Origin of the sequence: Streptomyces sp. NPDC046805, assembly GCF_040645355.1 — a bacterium.
GTDB lineage: Bacteria > Actinomycetota > Actinomycetes > Streptomycetales > Streptomycetaceae > Streptomyces.
The window spans coordinates 125,739-143,465 of record NZ_JBEYYC010000013.1 but is presented as its reverse complement, the minus strand read 5'-3'; the positions used below and the strand labels follow the sequence as shown (position 1 = coordinate 143,465).

At 72.5% G+C, this 17,727-nt stretch carries 10 protein-coding genes; 7 read left to right on the top strand and 3 right to left on the bottom strand.

Annotated elements, in window-relative coordinates; genetic code table 11:
• The first annotated feature begins 37 nt into the window (after positions 1-37).
• The 7 genes from ABZ910_RS16465 to fxsT all read left to right on the top strand — a co-directional run bounded on the left by ABZ910_RS16465 (position 38) and on the right by fxsT (position 11,637).
• On the top strand, positions 38-448 hold the full coding sequence (locus ABZ910_RS16465) for a CU044_2847 family protein (RefSeq protein ID WP_361364678.1): 411 nt from the start codon (positions 38-40) through the stop codon (positions 446-448).
• The gene (locus ABZ910_RS16460) at positions 445-2,562 is read left to right on the top strand and encodes a trypsin-like peptidase domain-containing protein (protein WP_361364675.1); all 2,118 of its coding nucleotides are present in this window, start codon (positions 445-447) and stop codon (positions 2,560-2,562) included. The genes ABZ910_RS16465 and ABZ910_RS16460 overlap by 4 nt, the downstream gene beginning before the upstream one ends.
• Before the next feature lie 157 nt (positions 2,563-2,719).
• Entirely contained in the window at positions 2,720-3,736 is a 1,017-nt protein-coding gene (locus tag ABZ910_RS16455; protein ID WP_361364834.1) for a MoxR family ATPase, read from the top strand.
• A gap of 7 nt (positions 3,737-3,743) precedes the next feature.
• Positions 3,744-6,917 carry an SAV_2336 N-terminal domain-related protein gene (locus tag ABZ910_RS16450; protein WP_361364672.1) on the top strand — a complete coding sequence of 1,058 codons (3,174 nt, stop codon included), beginning with the start codon at positions 3,744-3,746 and terminating at the stop codon, positions 6,915-6,917.
• A gap of 91 nt (positions 6,918-7,008) precedes the next feature.
• Complete coding sequence (locus ABZ910_RS16445) at positions 7,009-7,287, top strand: hypothetical protein (protein WP_361364670.1); 279 nt, start codon at positions 7,009-7,011, stop codon at positions 7,285-7,287.
• Entirely contained in the window at positions 7,284-8,555 is a 1,272-nt protein-coding gene (locus ABZ910_RS16440; protein WP_361364667.1) for an HEXXH motif-containing putative peptide modification protein, read from the top strand. Before ABZ910_RS16445 ends, ABZ910_RS16440 begins: the two co-directional genes overlap by 4 nt.
• Before the next feature lie 76 nt (positions 8,556-8,631).
• A complete protein-coding gene (gene fxsT, locus ABZ910_RS16435) occupies positions 8,632-11,637 on the top strand; it encodes an FxSxx-COOH system tetratricopeptide repeat protein (RefSeq protein ID WP_361364664.1) in 3,006 nt (1,001 codons plus the stop codon).
• A 79-nt stretch (positions 11,638-11,716) separates the two neighbouring features.
• Here fxsT and ABZ910_RS16430 read toward each other — a convergent pair whose 3' ends face one another.
• The 3 genes from ABZ910_RS16430 to ABZ910_RS16420 form a co-directional block, all read right to left on the bottom strand.
• A complete protein-coding gene (locus ABZ910_RS16430) occupies positions 11,717-15,502 on the bottom strand; it encodes a multifunctional oxoglutarate decarboxylase/oxoglutarate dehydrogenase thiamine pyrophosphate-binding subunit/dihydrolipoyllysine-residue succinyltransferase subunit (RefSeq protein WP_361364661.1) in 3,786 nt (1,261 codons plus the stop codon).
• A 315-nt stretch (positions 15,503-15,817) separates the two neighbouring features.
• Positions 15,818-16,927, bottom strand: coding sequence for an ATP-binding protein (locus ABZ910_RS16425; protein ID WP_361364658.1), 1,110 nt, complete (start codon positions 16,925-16,927; stop codon positions 15,818-15,820).
• Positions 16,924-17,664: a response regulator transcription factor gene (locus ABZ910_RS16420; RefSeq protein ID WP_361364656.1), complete on the bottom strand. Its 741-nt coding sequence runs from the start codon at positions 17,662-17,664 to the stop codon at positions 16,924-16,926. Before ABZ910_RS16420 ends, ABZ910_RS16425 begins: the two co-directional genes overlap by 4 nt.
• Positions 17,665-17,727 lie beyond the last annotated feature (63 nt).

Below are 17,727 nucleotides of genomic sequence, written 5' to 3'. Positions count from 1 at the left end.
GTTAGCCTTCTCCTCCCATCAAGCGATCGGGGGCGCCGTGGGTGGAGGGATCGAGCGGATACGACTGGACGACGGGACCGTCGTCTGGGCCAGGATCGGCGCGGCGGACGAGGGCGCGGCGGACGACGACGGATTCCGGGACACCGGCGTCGGGGACCGGGTCAGGGATGTGGCCGGGGGGCTCGCCGGCACGGTCGGCGGTGTCGTGCGCTCCCTGCGCGCCGCTCTCGACACCACGGCACCGGTCGAGGTGGCCGTCAGCTTCGGAATCGAACTGACGGCGCAGTCCGGCAAGGTCGTGAGCGCCATCGCGCAGGGCGGCGGCAAGTCCTCCCTGTCGGTGTCCCTGACCTGGACGGAACCGGCCGGGACCGGCGGAGGGGCGGACCCCGCTGGGGGCGCCCGCGGTGACGCGTCGGCCGGATCCCCGGCCTCCGGCCCCGCATGAGCGCCTTCGACGAGATGGTGCGCCCCTCGCTGGCACGCATCGGCGTACCGGGCGACGGGTATGCAACGGACCGTGACGCGTACTGGGGATCAGGCTTCTTCATCGCCCCGGGGTGGCTGCTGACCTGCGCGCACGTGGTGGGGAAGGGGGGAGCCGCGGTGTGCCGAGGAGAGAACGCCGTGGACGTCGCCTGGGAGAGCCGTACCCCCGCCGGCGCCTGGGAGGAACGCACCGGCGCCGGGACGGTCGTCCTGGTCAAGCCCCGCCCCGAAGCCCCCGAGTCGGTCCGCGACCCCTGGCCGTGGCCCGACATCGCGCTCGTGAAGGTGCGCGACTCGCTGGACGTGCGGTGCCTGTGGCTGAGCGACCGGACGCCGAGCACGCCCGCCCCGGTCAGCGTGCACGGCTGGTTCCAGTGGGCCGGCGAACTGGGCATACGCAACCGGGACGGCGAGGCCGTCGGCTCCCACGCCAATCGCCTGCTCCTCAGCAGCGGCCTGCCGGTCGAGGGGCTCTCGGGCGGACCCGTGATCGACCAGCGCTACGGCGCCGTCATCGGCGTGATCAAGGGCCGCGGCCGGGACGAGGGGGCCGCCGTCCCGATCACCGCGCTGCATGAGCTGCTGGAACTCCGGGACGGCGGCAAGATCCTGCGTGAGGTCCTGCGCGCGCACGACCTGCACCACCTCAGCCTCCTCGACGAGCCGTCGCCGTCGCCGTACCCGAACTGGACCACGGCCCAGGCCGGCCTGCCCGGCTACACGGCCTCGGGGATCGCCCCGGAGCTGAGGGCCCGGCTCTACGGCCACCTCGCGCACCTCCCGCTGCCCACCGGGCGCGGCGAGGTGGTCCACCTCGTCGAGGAGGTCAAGCGGCAGGTACGGGGGGACGAGCACCCCTCGCTGATCCTCCAGGAGGCACGCACCTGGCGCGAGGGCGCGGGGCTGCTGCACGGACTGCGCGCACTCGACCAGGGAGGCGGCGGAAAGCTCGTCGATCTCGACGCCGTCCTGCTGTACGCGGCGAAGGTGGTCCGGCACGTGGTGCGGGCCCAACCCGAAGAGGTGGACCGGGAGTCGCTGGGCGCGTTCACCGGGTGGATCGCCGAACAGGCCGAGCGGCACGAGCACTGGGCGGTCGGGGAGGCGATCCGCGCCCTTCTCGACGGTCTCGACGGGCCTTCATCGAGCCTCGCGCCCGCGGCGCCCGCGCCGTCATCGGCCGCGGGGACCGCCTCCCCGGCGCGCACCGACGTCCTCGTCAAGGTGGGCGCGCCCATGTACGGCGAGCTGCACCCCTGGAGCGTGCAGCTCCTCCACGACGGCCGGGACGTCACCCCGGTCGACGGCGACGACCACGGGGTGCGCGTCGACAAGCTGTCCGAGACCCTGCGGGAGCCGCTGGCCAAGGCCCTGAGCCAGGGCGACCACGGGGAACACCTGGCCGCGATCGAGGTGTTCCTGCCGCGGCAGCTGTTCGACCTGCCGGTCGACGACTGGCAGCTCACCCCAGGCGACGCCGAGGACGACGACTTCATGGACGAGCGGTCCATGCCGCTCGGGCTGCGCAGGACGGTCGTCGTCCGCGACGTCCTGCGCAACGGCAGGGAGCCCTCCCCGGAATGGGTCCGGCGGTGGAAGGGCGTGGCACGCGGCCCGCTCGCCCCCGAATCCCTGCACGGGCGGCCCCCGGCGGACGGCCATCCGCCCGGCGCCCGCCCCCAGGGCAGATACGCCTTCTACGGATCGCTGTCGGGCATGGCGGATGCGTGCGTGCCCGTCTACTGCGGCCCGGTGGGCGGCGGGGAGGGCAGGCAGGCCATGCGCGACGCGCTCAGGGCCGGCCACCCCCTCGTGCTGTGGCGCCGGGACCACCACGATCACGACGCCTGCCGGGGCTTCCATCAGCAGGCGGTCCGCCTGCTCGGCCTGGCCGGCAGCGCGGGCGGTCTGCACGGCCCGGTGCGCGATCTGCGCATCCGGCTCGCCGATCCCGCCGCCGCCCGCGACCAAGGTCTCCAGGGCAAGATCGCCGTACTGTTCGACCCGCCGGACCGCCCGCCGTACGGAACGGAGGCCGTGCGACCGCCGCCCCTGGCCGCCCCCGGCGGCTGACGGGGTACCCGATGTCCCGTCAACTCGCGGGCAGGACAAGGCCGTTCATCGACCGGGAATCGACGCCGGGCGGTTTCGAACCGCGCAAGGCACGGTAACGTCGTACGTCTAACGGCCGGACCCGCTGCAGGATCACCGGAGCCGGGAGGAGTCCATGGTGAACGACTGGCGGATCTATCGCGGAGTGGGCCAGCCGCACGACGGCGTACGGCGGTTGCCCGCGCCGCCGCCCTGGCGCGACTTCGCGGCCGCGCAAGCCGACGCCCCGGCAGGCCCGGAGGATCCCAGCAGCGCCCGCAGGCTCGGCGTACGCCGGCGCCTCGTCGAGAACTACGCGCCCCGGCCCGCCGAGGTCGACGCCGTCAACGCGGCCCTCTATCTGCGCCGCCCGCTCCTCGTCACCGGCAACCCCGGTACCGGCAAGTCCACCCTCGCCTACGCCGTCGCCCACGAACTCGGGCTGGGCAAGGTTCTGCGCTGGCCGATCGTCAGCCGCACCACGCTCCAGGACGGCCTGTACCGCTACGACGCGATAGGCCGCCTCCAGGACGTCCAGCTGGAGCGCGCCCAGGGCGTCGCAGGGGCCGCGGCCGCGGCCTCGGGCATCGGCTCGTACATCCGGCTCGGCCCGCTCGGCACCGCGCTGCTGCCCTCCGAGCAGCCGCGCGTCCTGCTCATCGACGAACTCGACAAGAGCGACCTCGACCTACCCAACGACCTCCTGAACACGCTGGAGGAGGGCGAGTTCGCCATCCACGAGCTGGAGCGGCTGGCGGACCGCGAGCCCGTCGTCGAGGTGCTCACGCACGACGGCGACCGGGTGTCCGTGCACGGCGGACGCGTCGCCTGCGCCGCCTTCCCGGTGATCGTCCTGACGTCCAACGGCGAACGCGACTTCCCGGCCCCCCTGCTGCGCCGCTGCATCCAGCTCGAACTGGAGCCGCCCGGCGAGGAGCAGCTCACGGCCATGGTCGAAGCCCACCTGGGCAGCGAGAGCGTGGCCGAGGGCCGCGGTCTGATCACCCGTTTCCTGGACCGCGAGCCCGGCGAGGTCGTCGCCGCGGACCAGCTCCTCAACGCCCTCTTCCTCACCCAGCACGCACCGCGCGCGGAACGCCTCACCCGGGAGCGGATCGCGGACATGCTCATGCAGCCGCTCGACCGTACGAGGTGATGACCGGATGCGCGGCATGCGGCTGGACGAGCTGATCTCCAGGCTGCGCCACAGCGGTCTCGACCTCACCGCCGAGGACGTCGCCGACGCCGTCTGGCTGGCACGGCGGCTCGACGCGGCCGCCCCACGCGCCGCCCCGGGGCGGTCCGAACCCCTCCCGCTCGCCAAGCCCCACGACCCGCCCGCCCCGGCCCCGGAGACCACGCGGACGCCCGGCGGACGGCAGCCGGTCATGGACGCCATGTCCGCCCCCGTCCCCCTGCACACGGCCGGGGCCGTCCCCCGCCACGGCGCCGACGGCGCCCACGCGGTCCTCCCGATCCGCGCCCCCGCCGCCACCGCCCTGCCGGGCCTGCTCGGTCTCGAGAAGGCGCTGCGCACCCTCGGCCGCTACCGCGCGGGGGTCGCGACCGACCGCGGCGAGCGTGCCGGGCGCACCCCCGAGATCGACGAGGCGGCGACCGCCGACCGCGCCGCCGCGAGCGGGCTGCTGCTGCCCGTGACCCGGCCCGGCCGCCGGCACCGCTGCGACGTCCAACTGCTCATGGACACCGGACCCGCCATGGCCGTGTGGGGACAACTGGTCGAGGAACTGCGGCAGGCCTGCCAGCAGTCCGGCGCCTTCGCCTCCGTCCGCGTCCATCACCTGCACGGCGACGGCTCCGGCACACCCCTCGTCGGTACGACCGCGGCGCCCGGCCGCAGCGCGCGGTTACGCCCCGCCGACGAACTGCACGACCCGTCCGGCCGGCTCCTCACCCTCGTGATCAGCGACTGCGTCGGCCCCCTGTGGCAGAGCGGCGCCGCCCAGCGGCTGCTGCACCACTGGCCGCGCACCGCCCCGCTCGCCGTCGTACAGCCGCTGCCGCCGCGCCTGTGGGGCCGCACCGCACTCCCCGCCGAACCGGGCCTGCTCGTCCGCCCGGCCGAACTCGGCGGACGGATCACCTTCCTGCCCGACGAGGAGCCCTGGGACGAACCGGCCGCCGACGCCCGGCCGGTACCGGTGCTCCAGCCGACACCGGAGGCCTTCGAGGCCTGGGCGCGGCTGCTGTCGGGCACCGGCCCCACCAGCGAGCGCGCCTGGGCGGCCTGGACGAGCATCGACACGTCCCCCGTGCCCACCGCCCCCGTCGCCCGCACCGACGGCGAACTCGTGCGCGCCTTCCGCGCCGGAGCCTCACCCGGCGCCATCCGCCTCGCCGTCTATCTCGCGGCGGCCCCCCTCACCCTCCCGGTCATGCAACTCGTCCAGCGGGCCATGCTCCCGGACACCGGCCCCATGGAACTGGCCGAAGTCCTGCTCGGCGGCCTGCTCAGACAACTCCCCGGCACCGGCGAACAGCCCTGCTTCGCCTATCCGGGCCGGGTGCAGGACCTGCTCCTCGCCTCCCTCGACCAGACCACCGCCGGACTCGTCCTCAAGCACTGCTCCGCCTATGTGGAACGCCACTTCGGCAAGGGCACCCGCAACTTCGCCGCCCTCGCCGCGGCGAGGCTCGCCGACCACGACACCTCCGCCGACGCCGACCGCCCGGTCGAGAGCGGCGGCCCGCGGGAGGCGGAGGGCGACGTCGAGGCCGAACTGTTCGCCAGCATCCCCGCCCGGGTCCTGCGCTTCTACCTGCCCGACCTGAAGACCCTGGACGCGAGCGCCGAGGGCGAACGTCTCCTGCGGCAGTGGGAGCAACTGCGCGACCCGGAGGTGCTGGAGAGGGCGCGGGAACAGGCGGAGTCGGCGGTACGCGGCCTCGGCGCCGTATCCGACCCCGACTCCGGCGACGTCGTACGGGCCCGGCTGCTCCTCGGCCGGATCCTGCGCGCGCAGGCGGGCACCGCCGCGGCCCGGACCGCCGACCGCCGCGCGGCACTGCTGCGCGCCGCGGTGGAGGAACTCGGTGCGGCGTACGAGGCGGCGGCAGGCGGCGAACAGCAGACCGAGGCCGTACTGGAACTGGCCCGACTGCGCCGGGAACTGTGGCACCTGACCGGAGATCCCGACCAGCTCACAACCGCGCTGGCCGTCCTGGACCCGGAAGCCGACCCCTGGCCCGGGGTAGCGGAGCGGACACGGACCTGGACCGAGTCGAGGCAACGGCCGCCGGCGGACCCGGACGGCGCGCCATGGCCCGTAGCGGCCCACCGCTCCCGCCTCCTGCTGCGAGGCCGCTTGCTGCTGGACCTGGGCCGGGCGGGCGCCGCCGTCACCGAACTCCGCGAAGGCTGCACCCTGTTGGAGGCGGAGGAAGCCGCCGACACGGTGCGCGGCCCCGCACTGCTTGACCTCGTCCGGGCCCTGCGGGCCGCCGGCGCCGACGCCACGGAGACGCGGGACGCCCTGGTACGGGCCGAACGCGCGGCAGGCGACGATCCGCGCCTGCGGCTTCGATGCCTGACGGTCCGTGCCGCCTTCCACGATGCGGCGGGTGAGGCGCGGGAGGCCGACGAGGCGTACGAGGCCGCGGCGCTGCTGGCACCGGCCGACAGTCCCCGGCGCTGCGAACTGCTCACGGCGTGGGGAGAGTCCTTGCTGCGGCGCTCCTCGGCCCGGGACGGCGCACGCGTGGTGGACCGCGCGGAGTACATCCTGCGCGAGGCCCTCAAGACCCTCCCCGCCCGCTCCGCCCAACGCGGCCGACTCCAGGGCCTGGTGGGCAGCGCCCTGGCCCAGCGCTTCCGGCATCTGGGCTTTCTGCCGGACCTGTTCGAGAGCCGGCACCTGCTCGGCCAGGCGGTCCGCGCCGCCGCGGATGCCGCTGTACGGGCCGAGGCGTGGCTGCAGTTGGGGCGGGTGCGGTTGGAGGGGTGGTACCGGGCCGGGGCACCCGTCCTCGTCGAAGCCCTCCAGGCCTACGAGAACGCCGAGCGCGAGGCGCTGGCCGCGTACGGCACCGATCCCGGCTCGGTGACGGCGGCTCGGGCGAGGCATGGGTGCGGGGCGGTGCTGGCGTTGATGGGGCGGCCGGGGGCGGCTCGGGAGGCTTACGGGGCGGCTCGGGGGCAGTGGCGGCGGTTGGTGGGGGCGTTGCGGGAGGTCGACTGGGCGGACGTGGAGTTGACCCGGCACGAGGAGGAGCGGCTCGCCCTGGGGCTGCCCGAGCGGCCGTGGGGCGAGGAAGCGCCGCCCTGGTGGCCGTGGGCCGAGGACTGGGGCAACCGGCGTGAGATTGACCGGAGTTGATTCGCATGGGGTTTCTGCTCCCGGCCCCTCGGGAAGAACTGGGCAGCTACGGCGACCGGTCGGGGCGGGCGCGGGCAGGGAGGAGCCGAGCGTGGTGGAGCAGCGGAGCAGGGCGACCGGCTCGGGCGTGTACGTCGTACCGACCGCGCTCCTGCCCGACCTCACCGACGTCGACCTGCGGACATTGCGTGCCATGGACGATCCCGGCCTCCGGGCCGCCGTCGAGCAGGTCCTGCACGATGCCGCGTGGTTCCGGGAGGTGTGGTACGGCGACACCGAACCCACCCCGTCCGGCCCGGGAGGGCTGAGCGGACGTATGTTTTCAGCCGGACTCGGCGAGCGCGGGCAGGGTGAGGGCGAGCGGGCATGACCCGACCCCCGGTCCCCTCCGAGACCCTCACGGCGCTCGCGAGGACCCGGCCCTCACCCACCACGACGGCGGCACTGCGTGCCGCACTCCACGCGCGTCGCATGCTCCTCCTGAAGTCCCTCCTGGTCCGCGTCGAACGGCGCCGCACCATGCTGCCCGCGGCGGTCCTGCACGGTTTCGAACGGGACTGGGCGCTGCTGGTCCGGGCGGAGCGCGCCGACCCGTCGGCGGCCCGGGAAGTCGTCGACTACCCGATGACCGGAGCATGGCTCGCCGAGGCGCTCGCCGCGCCCGACGGGGAGCCCTTCGCACGGCAACTGGCTCCCCTGGGCGGGGTGGCGATCGCCGCGGCTGTCCGGGCCGGGTGCGACGTGGGCGGGACGGTCGGTGTGCCCTCAGGAGCGCTGAACCTGCCCGGCCTGGGGATGCTTCACTGCCCGTCCGGCCTGGCCCGGCTGAGCGGGCGGGCGGGGCTGGTGCGGATCACCGACGACGGGGGCGACGGCGAGGCGGTGCTGCGCCGGACGCCGAGCGGACCCGTCGGCAGCGGGCCGGGCTGGGCCGCGCTGCACACCCTGCCCGGCAGCGCCGTCGTACTCGACGACCTCGACCCGTACCGGTCGCCCCCTCGCGGCAGTGGGCCGCGGACCGTGCGCGCGGCCGAGCACACGGCCGGGGCGCATCGGACCTGGGCCGTGCGGTGGTGCGAGGCGCTCGACCTGCTGGCGACGACGGACCCGGGGCGCGTCGCCGAGACGGGCACGGTACTGCGGGCGGTGGTACCGCTGTCGGCTCCCCTCCGGACCGGCGGCCTCCCGGTCGGCGCCACCCTGCGGATCGCCCCGGGGGCCGCGCTGATCCAGCTGCCCGCCCGGGCCTGGCAGCTGGCGAACTCCCTGGTGCACGAAACCCATCACACCAAGCTGGCCCTCCTCGACGAAGTGCTGCCCCTGTGCCGTCCGGGCGGCGGAGCGCTGCTGCGGGTGGCCTGGCGGTCCGACCCCCGGCCCGTTCCCGCGGTGGTCCAGGGGGTCTACGCGCATCTGGCCCTGGCCGACCTGTGGTGGCGGGCCGTGGACGGCCCCGGGGCCGCCGACTCCTGGGGCGGTTCGGCCCGGGAGCGGCTCGAGGCCTACCGAGAGGGGGTCGGCGAAGCCTTGTCCCTCCTCCTGGAATCCGATGAACTGACCTTTGCCGGAAGGGAGTTCGTCCTGGAGATGGGGCGGCACCACGCGAGCCTCGGTGTGGTCGGCCGCAACGTGTCGTGACACTCCGTGGGCGAGAGATGGCTTTGCGTTAGCGTGGGCCGCGGAAGTGCGGTGACGCGGGAACAGGGAGCGTGCGATGGCGGTACAGCGGCGGTCGGGCGGGGAGAACGCCTCGGCACCAGAACGCGTCCTGGTGGTCTTCCCCGGCTACCACCGCTCCTGGGCGGCATGGATCGCCCAGTGCCTGGAGAGCCACGGTCACCAGGCCACCCTGCAGCGTTGGGACCCGCCGCGCGAGGTCCCGCTGGAGGACTCGCTGGGCGACCTGCTGCTGTCCTCCGGCCCGGTACTCCTCGTTCTGGACGACTGGTTCTTCGAACTGGGCCCGCGTCCGGCCGGTGAGTGGAACGACGTGCTGCGCGGCTTCGTCGCCGCGCATGCCGACCGCTTCGCCGCCGTGAACCTCACCAACCGGCCCTTGCTGCCGGCCACCGCGGTCCTCGAACCGGCCAGCCTGTGGGGCCTGAGCGAGGAGGCGTCGGAGGAGCGGCTGCTCAGGCGGATCGGACTGGAACGCCGACGCGTCTCCCGGCCGTCGGCCGTCCATGCCGCCCGCTATCCCGAGACCCGCTGCGAGGTCTGGGGCGAGATCCCGCGCCGCAACCCCCGCTTCACCGGACGTGACGATCTGCTGACCGACCTCCACCAGCGGCTGGCCGACGCCGATCGAGGCGCCGCCGCGTGCACGCTGCTCGGCATGTCCGGCATCGGCAAGACCCAGCTCGCCGCGGAGTACGCGCACCGGTTCAGCCCGGACTACGACGTGGTCTGGTGGGTCAACTCCGACGACCGCAACATCCAGCGCGACCGTCTCGGCGAACTGGCGGTGGAGCTCGGCCTGCGCATCGGTGGCGAGCCCGGTGAGCGCATCCGTGCCGTGCGCGAAGCGCTCAGAAGGGGTGAACCACACTCCAACTGGCTGGTCATCTTCGACGGTTGGGACGACACCGAGGGCATCGACGCACTGCTCCCGCAGGGAGCCGGACATGTCCTGGTGACCTCGCGCAACCGCGGCTGGAGTGAGCACACGGACGTGCTGGAGATTCCCGCCTTCCAGCGTGCCGAGTCCACCGGCTACCTGATGCGCCGTGCCCCGCACATCACCGCCGCGCAGGCCGACGAGGTCGCCGCGGAGTTCGGCGACGTACCCCTGCCGCTGGTCCAGGCCGCCTCCTGGCTCGGCGAGTCCCGCATGGAGGTGCCGGAGTATCTGAGGATGGTGCGGGAGCGCCGGCTCTCCACGGTCGACGAACCCCTCCCCGGCGACGGCTTCCCGCAGTCGTCCATGACCTCGTGGGCGATACTGCTCAACCGGCTGCGCAACGCCGAGCCCCAGGCCATCGACATCCTCGGCCTGTGCAGTTCGTTCGCCTCCGGGCGCATCCCGCTGGGCCTGATCCGCGCCTACCCGCAGGCGGACCTTCCCGAGGAACTGCGCTGGATGCAGACCGACCTGGCGGCCTGGACCCGCGCCCTGGACACCCTGGTCAACTACTCGGTGCTCACCCGGGAGAGCCGCGGCCCGGTCGGCGCCGAGATGGGCCCGCACCAGGAGTCGGTGCACATGCACCGGCTCGTTCACGACATCGTCTCCAAGCTGACCAGCGATGACAGCCGCGCCATCCACCGTCGTGCGGTCCGCATCCTGCTCGCCCAGGCCGACCCCGGAAACCCCCTGGACAGCAGGAACTGGCCGCTCTACGCCGAGCTGGTGCCGCACCTGGAACCCTCGGGCGCGCTCGGCAGCACCCAGGTCCGGGTCCAGGAGACCGTCCTGAACTGCGTGCGGTACTCCCTGCGCAGCGGCGAGTACAACACCGGCCTGGACCTGGCCCAGCGCGTACGCGACCACTGGTCGCGCTTCATGGAACCCTTGGCCCAGCCGATGCGCGACCTCGCCACCCAGGAGGGCAACATCCTGCGGGCCATGGGCCGCTTCCGCGCCGCCTACGACCTGGACCGCGGCATCGACGAGCAACTGCGCACCGCCGAGCCGCGCAACGACCTGGCCGAGCTGACGACCAAGAGTGCCATGGCCGCCAGCCTGCGGCACCTGGGCCGCTACGACGAGTCGTACGCCCTTCAGCAGGAGGCCCTCGACGGCTACGGCCGCGTGCTCGGCCCCGAGGAGGTCGTCACCCTGGTCGCCCGGCACAACGTCGGCGTCGACCTGCGGCTCCTCGGCCGCTACAAGGAGGCCTACGACCTCGACCTGGACACGCTCGCCCGCCGCCAGAGCGTGCTGCGTGCCCGGCACATCAGCACGCTCAGCTCGGGCAACGCCGTCGCCCAGGACCTGCGGCTGCTCGGCCGCTGGCGAGACGCGCTCGCCCGCCAGGAACCCGTGGTCCGGCTGCATGTGCAGGTGCTGGGACCGCAGCATCCGCAGACCCTGTCCGCCCGCGGCCAGCTGGTGATGTGCCGGCGCCGCGACGGCAGCCACACCCAGGACGTCGGCCCCGAAATGGCCGGCCTCCTGGACCAGTTGGTGCAGGTGCACGGCCGTGAGCACTACCGCACGCTGGCCTTCATCGCCAACTACGGCAACTATCTGCGCGAACACGGCGACCTCACCCAGGCCCGGGCCCTGATCGACGAGGCGGAGGCCGGTTACCGCGCCCTGCTCGGCCCCGCGCACCCGGTCGCCACGGGCATGCTCGCCAACACCGGACTCGTCATGCAGGCCGCGGGCGAGCGGGCGGAGGCGATGTCGATGTTCGAGGCCGCGCTGGCCGGCCTCACCGCCACCATCGGCGCGGACCACCCCTGGGTGCTGGGCTGCGCCCTCAACGCCGCCAGCGCCCGCGACCTCAACGGCCGTACCACCGACGCCGTGGAGCTCAGCCGGGACACCCTGCGCCGGGCCCGACGCTCACTGGGCGACGAACATCCGCTCACGCTGTCCTGTCAGGTGGCGCTGGCCGCGGATCTGCGGGCGGCGCGGGAGCAGGAGGAGGCGGGGAAGCTGGAGGAGGACGGTCTGCTGGCCCTCACCCGCACCCTCGGCGCCCAGCACCCCCACACCATCTCGGCCCGCCGGCGCACGCGTCCCTACTGGGACTTCGAACCGTTCCTGGGCTGAGCGCGCACCCGCACAAGCCGAAGGGCCCGGCACCGGAAATCCGGTGCCGGGCCCCTTTGCGTCAGGCCGCTTCAGAGGCTCACGCCTCGAAGACCTCCCGAACCAACTGCTCCTGCTCAGCCTGGTGCCGCTTCGCGGAGCCCACCGCCGGGGACGAGGAGTGCGAGCGCGAGATGCGCCGCAGGCGCTCGCCGTGCGGGACGTCGGCGCCGACCGCCAGGTCCAGGCAGTCGATCAGGTTGAGGGCCATGAACGGCCAGGCACCCTGGTTCGCCGGCTCCTCCTGCGCCCAGATGTACTTCTCGGCGTTCGGGAACTTGTTGACCTCCGCCTGGAGCTCGGCACCCGGCAGCGGGTACAGGCGCTCGAGGCGGATGATCGCCGTGTCCGTGGTGCCGCGCTTCTGACGCTCGGCCTCCAGGTCGTAGTAGACCTTGCCCGCGCAGAAGACGACCTTCTTGACCGCGGCCGGGTCCACCGACGCGTCGCCGATGACCGGGCGGAACTCGCCCGACGTGAACTCCTCCGCCTTCGAGGCCGCCGCCTTCAGGCGCAGCATCGACTTCGGGGTGAAGACGACCAGCGGCTTGTGGTGCGGGTTGTGCACCTGCCACCGCAGGAGGTGGAAGTAGTTCGACGGCAGGGTCGGCATCGCGACCGTCATGTTGTTCTGGCCGCACAGCTGCAGGAAGCGCTCCGGGCGGGCCGACGAGTGGTCGGGGCCCTGGCCCTCGTAGCCGTGCGGGAGGAGCAGGGTTACGCCACTCGTCTGACCCCACTTCTGCTCCGCGGACGAGATGAACTCGTCCAGGACCGTCTGGGCGCCGTTGACGAAGTCGCCGAACTGCGCCTCCCACATCACCAGCGCGTCCGGGCGGGCGAGCGAGTAGCCGTACTCGAAGCCCATCGCCGCGTACTCGGAGAGGAGGGAGTTGTAGACGTTCAGGCGGGCCTGGTCGTCGGAGAGGTACAGCAGCGGGGTGAAGTCCTCGCCCGTCGCGCGGTCGATGAGGACCGCGTGGCGCTGGCCGAACGTGCCGCGCTGGCTGTCCTGGCCCGCCAGGCGGACCGGGGTGCCCTCGAGGAGCAGCGAGCCGATGGCGAGGGTCTCGCCCATGCCCCAGTCGATCGTGCCGTCCTCGACCATGGCCGCCCGGCGCTGCAGCTGCGGCAGCAGACGCGGGTGGACGGTGATGTGGTCGGGGATGTTGACCTGGGACTCGGCGATCCGCTTCACGGTCTCCGAGGAGATCGCGGTCGGGACCGCGACCGGGAAGCCGTCCTGAGGCGCCTGGACGTCACCGGTGGCCGGCTGCGTCGTGGCCTCGCGGACCTCGGTGAAGACCTTCTCCAGCTGGCCCTGGTAGTCCTGCAGGGCCTGCTCGGCCTCTTCCAGGGTGATGTCGCCGCGACCGATCAGGGACTCGGTGTAGAGCTTGCGCACCGAGCGCTTCTTGTCGATCAGGTCGTACATCAGCGGCTGGGTGAAGGCCGGGTTGTCCGACTCGTTGTGACCGCGGCGGCGGTAGCAGATGAGGTCGATCACCACGTCCTTGTTGAACGCCTGGCGGAACTCGAAGGCGAGCCGCGCCACACGCACGACGGCCTCGGGGTCGTCGCCGTTCACGTGGAAGATCGGTGCCTCGATCATCCTCGCCACGTCCGTCGCGTACATGGACGAACGCGAGGACTCCGGGGCGGCGGTGAAGCCGACCTGGTTGTTGATGACGATGTGGACCGTGCCGCCGGTGCGGTAGCCGCGCAGCTGCGACATGTTCAGGGTCTCGGCCACCACGCCCTGGCCCGCGAAGGCCGCGTCGCCGTGGATCGCCACCGGCAGGACCGTGAAGTCCGTACCGCCCTTGTTGATGATGTCCTGCTTGGCGCGCGCGACGCCCTCCAGGACCGGGTCGACCGCCTCCAGGTGGGAGGGGTTCGCGACCAGGCTGACCTTGATCTGCTCGCCGTCGAGGCCGGTGAAGGTGCCCTCGGCGCCCAGGTGGTACTTCACGTCGCCGGAGCCGTGCATCGACTTCGGGTCGAGGTTGCCCTCGAACTCGCGGAAGATCTGCGCGTACGACTTGCCGACGATGTTGGCGAGGATGTTCAGGCGGCCGCGGTGGGCCATGCCGATGATGACCTCGTCCAGGCGCGACTCGGCAGCGGAGTCGATGACCGCGTCGAGGAGCGGGATGACGGACTCGCCGCCCTCCAGGGAGAAGCGCTTCTGGCCGACGTACTTCGTCTGCAGGAAGGTCTCGAAGGCCTCGGCGGCGTTCAGACGGCGCAGGATGCGCAGCTGCTCCTCGCGCTCCGGCTTGGAGTGCGGGCGCTCGACGCGGTCCTGGATCCACTTGCGCTGCTTGGGGTCCTGGATGTGCATGAACTCGATGCCGGTGGTGCGGCAGTACGAGTCGCGCAGCACGCCGAGGATGTCGCGCAGCTTCATCATCGACTTGCCGGCGAAGCCGCCGACGGCGAACTCGCGCTCCAGGTCCCACAGGGTGAGCCCGTGCTCGGTGATGTCCAGGTCGGGGTGCTTGCGCTGCTGGTACTCCAGCGGGTCGGTGTCGGCCATGACGTGGCCGCGGACCCGGTAGGAGTGGATCAGCTCGAAGACGCGGGCGGCCTTCGTGACGTCGTCGTCGTGGGACGCGTCGATGTCCTTGAGCCAGCGGACCGGCTCGTAGGGGATGCGCAGCGCCTCGAAGATCTGGTCGTAGAAGTCGTTCTCGCCGAGGAGGAGGTTCGCGACCTGGCGCAGGAACTCGCCGGAGGCGGCGCCCTGGATGACCCGGTGGTCGTAGGTCGACGTGAGGGTCATGACCTTCGAGACGCCGAGCTTGTTCAGGGTGTCCTGGGACGTGCCCTGGAACTCCGCCGGGTAGTCCATGGAGCCGACGCCCATGATGACCGACTGGCCGGGCATCAGGCGCGGGACCGAGTGGACGGTGCCGAGGCCGCCGGGGTTGGTCAGGGAGACCGTGACACCGGTGAAGTCGTCCATCGTCAGCTTGCCCTCGCGGGCGCGGCGGACGATGTCCTCGTAGGCCTGCCAGAACTCGAAGAAGTTCAGCGTCTCGGCCTTCTTGATCGCCGCGACGACCAGCTGGCGGTCACCGTTGGGCTTCACCAGGTCGATGGCGAGGCCCAGGTTGACGTGCGGCGGCTTGACCAGGGTCGGCTTGCCGTCCTTCTCGCCGAACGACCAGTTCATCGACGGCATGGCCTTGATGGCCTGGACCATCGCGAAGCCGATCAGGTGCGTGAAGGAGATCTTCCCGCCCCGGGCGCGCTTCAGGTGGTTGTTGATGACGATGCGGTTGTCGAACAGCAGCTTCACCGGAACCGCGCGGACCGACGTGGCGGTCGGCAGCTCCAGGGAGGCGTTCATGTTCTTGACGACCGCGGCGGCCGGGCCGCGCAGCGTGACCAGCTCGGGGCCCTCCGGGGCCTCGGCGGCCGGGGCCGCCTGCGCCTTCGGCTGGGCCGCCGGCTGGGCGGGCCTGGCCGGCGCCGGGGCGGCCTTCGCGGGAGCGGGGGCCGGAGCCGCGGCCGCGGGCTTCGCGGCGGCGGGCGCCGGGGCCGGGGCGGGCGCCGCGGGCTGGGCCGGAGCAGCCGTGGGGGTGGTCGCTGCGGCCCCCGCGGCCGCAGTACCCGCCGGAGCCTGGGACGCGGGGGCCCCCGGCTTGTAGTCGGCGAAGAAGTCCCACCAGGCACGGTCTACCGAATTCGGGTCCTGGAGGTACTGCTGATAGATCTCGTCGACGAGCCACTCGTTGGGTCCGAAGGCAGCAGCGGGGTTACTCCCGGCTTGGTCCTCGGTCGAGATGCTCGATGCGTTACTCGGGGACTGTGGCGACACGGCGGCAACCGCCCTCTTCCGCTTCACAAGGTGATGGACAGCGGGAATAAAGGCTACGCCTCCCCGACCGGGAAGGTCAGGTCGGGCTGGTCCTTCGTCGCGCAAGTCACATCGGAAAGCGTGTTTCAGGGGTGAATTTGGCGGGAAACAACGCTGGTTCGGCTGTGGCGTGGGTGTCCTGGTCACCGCCGCTGCGCAGGGCGAACGCGGGAGGTCCGCGCGCGGACGAGGGCCGTCGCTGATCACACGTGTCCAGCTGCGGGGACCCTCGTGGATCTTGTCACTCCGGATTCGAACTGTACGTCGATGAGTACGTCAGCCCGGCAGTGAGGGATCTCCCGGAAGGGTGATGAGAATGCGACAGCCCCGCTCGGATTCGGCCACCCCGATCCGGCCGCCGTGCAGATCCACCGCCCAGCGGGCGATGGCCAGGCCGAGGCCCGTGCCGCCGTCGCTGCCCGGCCCGTGCGGCCGGCTGACGGCGCCCCGGTTGAACCGCTCGAAGACGCGGTGCCACTCCGACTTCGGGATGCCGGGCCCCTCGTCCAGGACCTCCAGCTCCAGCGACTCCGGCTGGAGCCCGCGCCGCGCCTTCACCGTGACCCGGCCGTGCGCCGGGCTGTGCTTGACCGCGTTGTCGATCAGGTTGGCGACGACCTGGTGGATGCGCTCCGGGTCCGCGTGCGCGGTCAGCTCGGGAGGGGACACGTCGAGGTGCAGATGCACGTCCGTACGCGTGTGGCTTCCCGATCCTGAGGCGATGCCTCCGCGCGAGGAGGCGACCATGTTGGCCTCCTTCAGCACGCCCGAGAGGTACGGCCACACCTCGAACCGCCGCCTCTTCAGCGGTACGACGCCGTTGTCCAGCCGCGACAGGTCCAGCAGCGTCTCCACCAGCCGGCCGAGCCGCTCGGTCTGTTTCAGGGCCGTACGCATCGTCTCGGGGTCCGCCTCGGCGATGCCGTCGACGACGTTCTCCAGGACCGCGCGCAGGCCCGCGATGGGGGTGCGCAGCTCGTGCGAGACGTTCGCCACGAGCTCCTTGCGCTGCTGGTCCGCCGCCTCCAGCTCGTCGGCCATGACGTTGATCGTCCGGGCCAGGGCGCCCAGCTCGTCCCAGCGGTTCTCGCGCACCCGGCGCGTGTAGTCGCCCTGCGAGATGGACCGGGCCACCGCGTTCATGTCATCCAGCGGCGCGGTGAGCGAGTGCGCCACGAACTGCGTGATCAGCAGCGTGGCGATCATCGAGAAGACGGTGATGAAGCGCAGCTCGGTCTTGGTGTGCACCGCGATCATCGACAGACCGGTGGTGATCAGTACCGAGATGACGACCAACCCGCCCAGCTTGGTCTTGATCGAGAACGGGCGCACGTCGCCCCAGGGATCCCTGGGGCTCCTCCCTGGGGCCGACCGCCCGCCGCTCATGGCGTCGGGGTCTCCAGCGCGTATCCGACGCCGTGCACCGTGCGGATCCGCTCGGCGCCGATCTTCCGGCGCAGCGCCTTGATGTGGCTGTCGACGGTCCGGGTGCCGGAGGCGTCCGCCCAGTCCCACACCTCGGCCAGCAGCTGCTCACGGGAGAGCACCGCGCGCGGGGTGTTCGCCAGGCAGACCAGCAGGTCGAACTCGGTCGGCGTGAGGTGCACGTCCTCGCTGCGCACCCGCACCCGGCGCTGCGCGTGGTCGATCTCCAGCTCGCCGAGGCGCAGGATGCCGGAGCGCGGCGTCGTCGCGGCCAGCGCGGCCCGCTCCACCCGGCGCAGCAGCACGTGCACGCGCGCGGCCAGCTCGCGCATCGAGAACGGCTTGGTCATGTAGTCGTCGGCACCGACGCCGAGGCCCACCAGCATGTCGGTCTCGTCGTCGCGCGCCGTGAGCATCAGCACCGGCACCGGACGCTGGGCCTGCACACGGCGGCAGACCTCCAGACCGTCGAAGCCGGGCAGCATGATGTCGAGGATCAGCAGGTCGGGCTGCCAGGCCTCGGCGGTGTCGACGGCGGCCGGTCCGTCGCCCGCGGTTTGCACGAGGAATCCCTCGGCGCGTAGCCGGGCCGCGATGGCGTCGACGATCGTCGAGTCGTCCTCGACCACCAGGACTCGGCGTTGCGCGCCCTGCGTGGCCGCCGCCGTGCCGCTGTGCGAGGTGTGTGTCTGCTCCATCGCCCGCCCCTGAAGTGTGCTTTCCGGAATCCGTGGGGTGATCCCATGTCTGCGATTGACGCT